Origin of the sequence: Mycobacterium sp. (assembly GCF_050701675.1) — a bacterium.
Taxonomy (GTDB): domain Bacteria; phylum Actinomycetota; class Actinomycetes; order Mycobacteriales; family Mycobacteriaceae; genus Mycobacterium.
In genome coordinates, this window is the sequence record NZ_JBOGDD010000622.1 from 1 (window position 1) to 3,243 (window position 3,243).

4 protein-coding genes are annotated in these 3,243 nt (G+C 65.1%); 1 reads left to right on the plus strand and 3 read right to left on the minus strand.

The features are described 5' to 3' along the window. Positions 1-12 precede the first annotated feature (12 nt). Positions 13-660 (minus strand): TetR/AcrR family transcriptional regulator, encoded by a 648-nt coding sequence (locus tag ACRDUX_RS19160; RefSeq protein WP_526415602.1) that lies wholly within the window; start codon positions 658-660, stop codon positions 13-15. Positions 661-767: 107 nt separating this feature from the next. Here ACRDUX_RS19160 and pip point away from each other — a divergent pair, with 107 nt between their 5' ends. Beyond that, positions 768-1,778, plus strand: coding sequence for a prolyl aminopeptidase (gene pip, locus ACRDUX_RS19165; protein ID WP_526415603.1), 1,011 nt, complete (start codon positions 768-770; stop codon positions 1,776-1,778). 44 nt (positions 1,779-1,822) lie between these two features. Here the strand turns inward: pip and ACRDUX_RS19170 are convergent, their stop codons facing one another. After that, positions 1,823-2,596 carry an isocitrate lyase/PEP mutase family protein gene (locus tag ACRDUX_RS19170; protein WP_526415604.1) on the minus strand — a complete coding sequence of 258 codons (774 nt, stop codon included), beginning with the start codon at positions 2,594-2,596 and terminating at the stop codon, positions 1,823-1,825. A gap of 36 nt (positions 2,597-2,632) precedes the next feature. Next, positions 2,633-3,148 carry a G/U mismatch-specific DNA glycosylase gene (mug, locus tag ACRDUX_RS19175; RefSeq protein ID WP_526415605.1) on the minus strand — a complete coding sequence of 172 codons (516 nt, stop codon included), beginning with the start codon at positions 3,146-3,148 and terminating at the stop codon, positions 2,633-2,635. Positions 3,149-3,243 lie beyond the last annotated feature (95 nt).

The following is a 3,243-nucleotide window of genomic DNA, read 5'->3' on the forward strand; positions in this document are numbered from 1 at the left end:
GTCCGATTCTCGTCAGTCCTGCAGATCGGCTCCCGCCGGCGCGAACGACTTGATGTGCCCGATCGCGGAATTCAGCGCGGTCTGCATGAGGCGCGGATCGTGGGCCGTCTGCGAGAGCAGGTAGCCACCCTCGACGGCCGCGAGCAGGCCGGTGGCCAGTGCGGGACCGTCGATTTCGGCGGTCAGCACACCAGCGTCGCGCATCCGCTCCAGCGCTGCCGCCAACATCGCCTGCCATTGCGCGAAGTGTTCGGCCAGTGACACGCGGGCCCTGTCATCGGTATCCGACAGTTCCGCCGCAAGGGACCCGAGCTCACAACCCCACAGCCCGCGCCGCAGCGCGCACCGCTGCACCATCGCGTCACGCCACTGGTAGAGCCCGCGAAACGAATCCACCTTCTCCAGTCGCATCCGTTGCCACGACAGGATCTCGTCAGCGCGCAGCGTGATGACTTCGTAGACCAGCTCCGCCTTGTCGGCGAAGTGTTGATAGAACTGCGACTTGCTCGTGACGCTGGCGGCCAGCACCTCGTCGATGGTCGTGGCGGCCACACCCCGCACGTGCATCAGCTCCGCGGCCGCAAGAACGATTCGGTTGCGCGTGGCGGCCCCGCGTGCGGTCAGCTTCGGCCGCGACACACTTTTCGGTGGCGGCGACATCGCCCAACTCTATCCTGTCATTTGGACGCCAGCGTCCAAGTCCGACCACTCCATCAATGCACATCTGGCTCGAGGCACGTGTCGTCCCTGCGGTAGCGTGGCCGATCATGTCTGGCCGAGGATCGTGGCCCGAAGCGCAAGTGTACGAGCGCGGGTTGCTCGACGTCGGCGACGATGTTGGGGATGGCAATCGCATCTACTGGGAGGCCAGAGGCAATCCGCATGGTCTGCCGGTGCTCGTCGTTCACGGTGGGCCGGGATCCGGAAGGTCACGCGGAGCCCACCGCCAGTTCGACCCCGCGGTATTCCAGATCGTGTCGTTCGACCAGCGTGGGTGCGGTGACAGTGAGCCAAGTGCGGCCGATCCGAGCACCGACATGGCCCACAACACCACCGAACACCTGCTTGCCGACATGGAAGCTCTGCGCGAACGGTTGGGCATCGGACGCTGGCTGCTCTATGGCGGGTCGTGGGCATCAACCCTGATCCTCGCCTACGCTGAGCGCCACCCGGACCGGGTGATCGGCATCGTCCTCGTCGGAGTGGTCATGACACGGCCAGCCGAAGTCGACTGGCTCTACCACGGACTGCGGCTGCTACTCCCGATCGAGTGGGAGCGCTTCCGGACCGGGGTGTCCAACGAGGATCGCGACGGGAATCTCGTCGAGGCCTATCGGCGATTGATGGAGAACCCCGACCCGGCGGTGCGGGAGAAGGCGGCACGGGACTGGTGCGCGTGGGAGGACGCGGTGATCGCGCACGAAACTCTCGGCAGCCCAGGGCAGTACAGCGCCAAACCCGACGCGGCGAAGCTGGCGTTCGTGCGGATCTGCTCGCATTACTTCGCCCATGCTGCGTGGTTGCCCGACGGGCAGTTACTGCGGGATGCCCACCGCCTCAAGGGTATTCCGGGATTCCTCATCCACGGCCGCCTCGATCTGTCGGCGCCGCTGCGCACCGCATGGGAGCTCGCCAAGGCCTGGCCCGATGCCGAACTCGTGGTCGTCGAGGACTCCGGTCACACGGGCAGCCCCGCGATGCGAACCGCCATCACCGATGCCATCGCCGAGTTCGTGCCCGACACCCCGGCGACTCCGCCTCGTCCCTTGGAGCAATGAGGGCGCTCAGATCTCGACGATGGGTGGGGTCGGAATATTCAAGGTCATGCCCTGCCTGCGGCGAGGGTTGTCCTCGCCCCCTTCTGCAATGTCGCCATCGCATCGATGTACGGGATCGGGCCCCAGCTGATACGCGCGACACCGAGTTCGGCAAGGCGCGCGAGCGACGGCACGCCGTCCATGACCATGACGTTGACCGGCAGCACCGATCCGTCACAGACGCGACCGATCAGCGCCTCGTCTTGCAAGCCGGGAATGAAGTAGCCCGACGCACCTGCGTCGGCGTATGCCTTCGACCGGTCGATGGCTTCACCGATCGAACTCGCAGGATCCGTCCCCTGGCCGAAGAATAGATCCGTACGCGCATTGATGAACAGGTCGACGGATTTCTGTTCGGCCGCTCTGCGGATGGCGAGTATCCGGGCAGCCTGCCGGCCAACGTCATACAGTCCCGCCCCCTTGACGACCCGGTCCTCGAAGTTGATGCCGACCACGCCACATTCCAGAAGGCGCCCCACCCGGTCTGCCAGCTGAGCGTCGTCATCGCCGCTGTACCCGCCTTCGATGTCTGCACTGACGGGGGCGTCCACGGTGGCTGCGATCCTCGCGATCACCTGCTCGGCGAGCTGGGCCGGAATCTCCTCACCGTCGCGGTAGCCATGTGCTTCCGCGACGGACCAGCTGCTCGTCGCGATCGCCGGCGCGCCCGCATCGAGGATTGCCCGCGCACTACCCGCGTCCCATGCGTTGTAGAGCAGTAGCGGATCCCCCTTGACGTGCAGCTCGGCGAAACGTGTTGCCCTAGTGACCGATGCCATGTCTCTCTCCTTGAGTGGGTGATTGGGTGGGCCCTGTCACAAAGGTTGAGTCAGGGCCGTACGCAGTTCGGAGTAGGTACGAACGAGGGCGGGGAGCGTGAAACGCCTGTTGAGGCCACTGGAGTTGGGAAGCACCCAGGCTGTCACGTCGGCAAACTTCGATGGCTGTCGGCCCCAAGCGATGTCGGAGGTGCCGAGCATCCCCGAAAGGGCTCGCTTTCCGAGGAAGGCGACCACCCGTGGCTCGTAACGGCGCACCTTTGCCTCGAAGGCCGGTTTGGCTCGCCGGAATTCGTCGGCTGTTATCTCGCTTGCCCGCTGGGTCGGCCTAGCCACTACCGCGGTGATGCCACATCCATACCCCAGCAGTTGGCGTTCGTCTTCAGGTCGCAGGCGCGTATCGGTGAATCCGGCCATATGCAGCACAGCCCAGAAACGGTTGTTTCGGTGCGAGAAGTTGTGGCCGTCGGCGACCGCGGTGGATGCTGGATTGATGCCGCAGAAGATCACGTCCAGCCCTGCCGCGAGGATATCGGGTTCGTACTCCCCCATCTCAGCGTCCTGCCAGGTGCAGATGTGCTTTGACCGCGGGCGGCGCGTAAGCGTCACTCATTCAAGAACTCCCATCGATCTGGACGCTACGGCAC

What these genes read in the sequence shown, in the direction of transcription:
- ACRDUX_RS19160 (WP_526415602.1), bottom strand. Translation starts at nt 660, where the DNA reads ATGTCGCCGCCACCGAAAAGTGTGTCGCGGCCGAAGCTGACCGCACGC.
- pip (WP_526415603.1), top strand. Translation starts at nt 768, where the DNA reads ATGTCTGGCCGAGGATCGTGGCCCGAAGCGCAAGTGTACGAGCGCGGG.
- ACRDUX_RS19170 (WP_526415604.1), bottom strand. Translation starts at nt 2,596, where the DNA reads ATGGCATCGGTCACTAGGGCAACACGTTTCGCCGAGCTGCACGTCAAG.
- mug (WP_526415605.1), bottom strand. Translation starts at nt 3,148, where the DNA reads ATGGGGGAGTACGAACCCGATATCCTCGCGGCAGGGCTGGACGTGATC.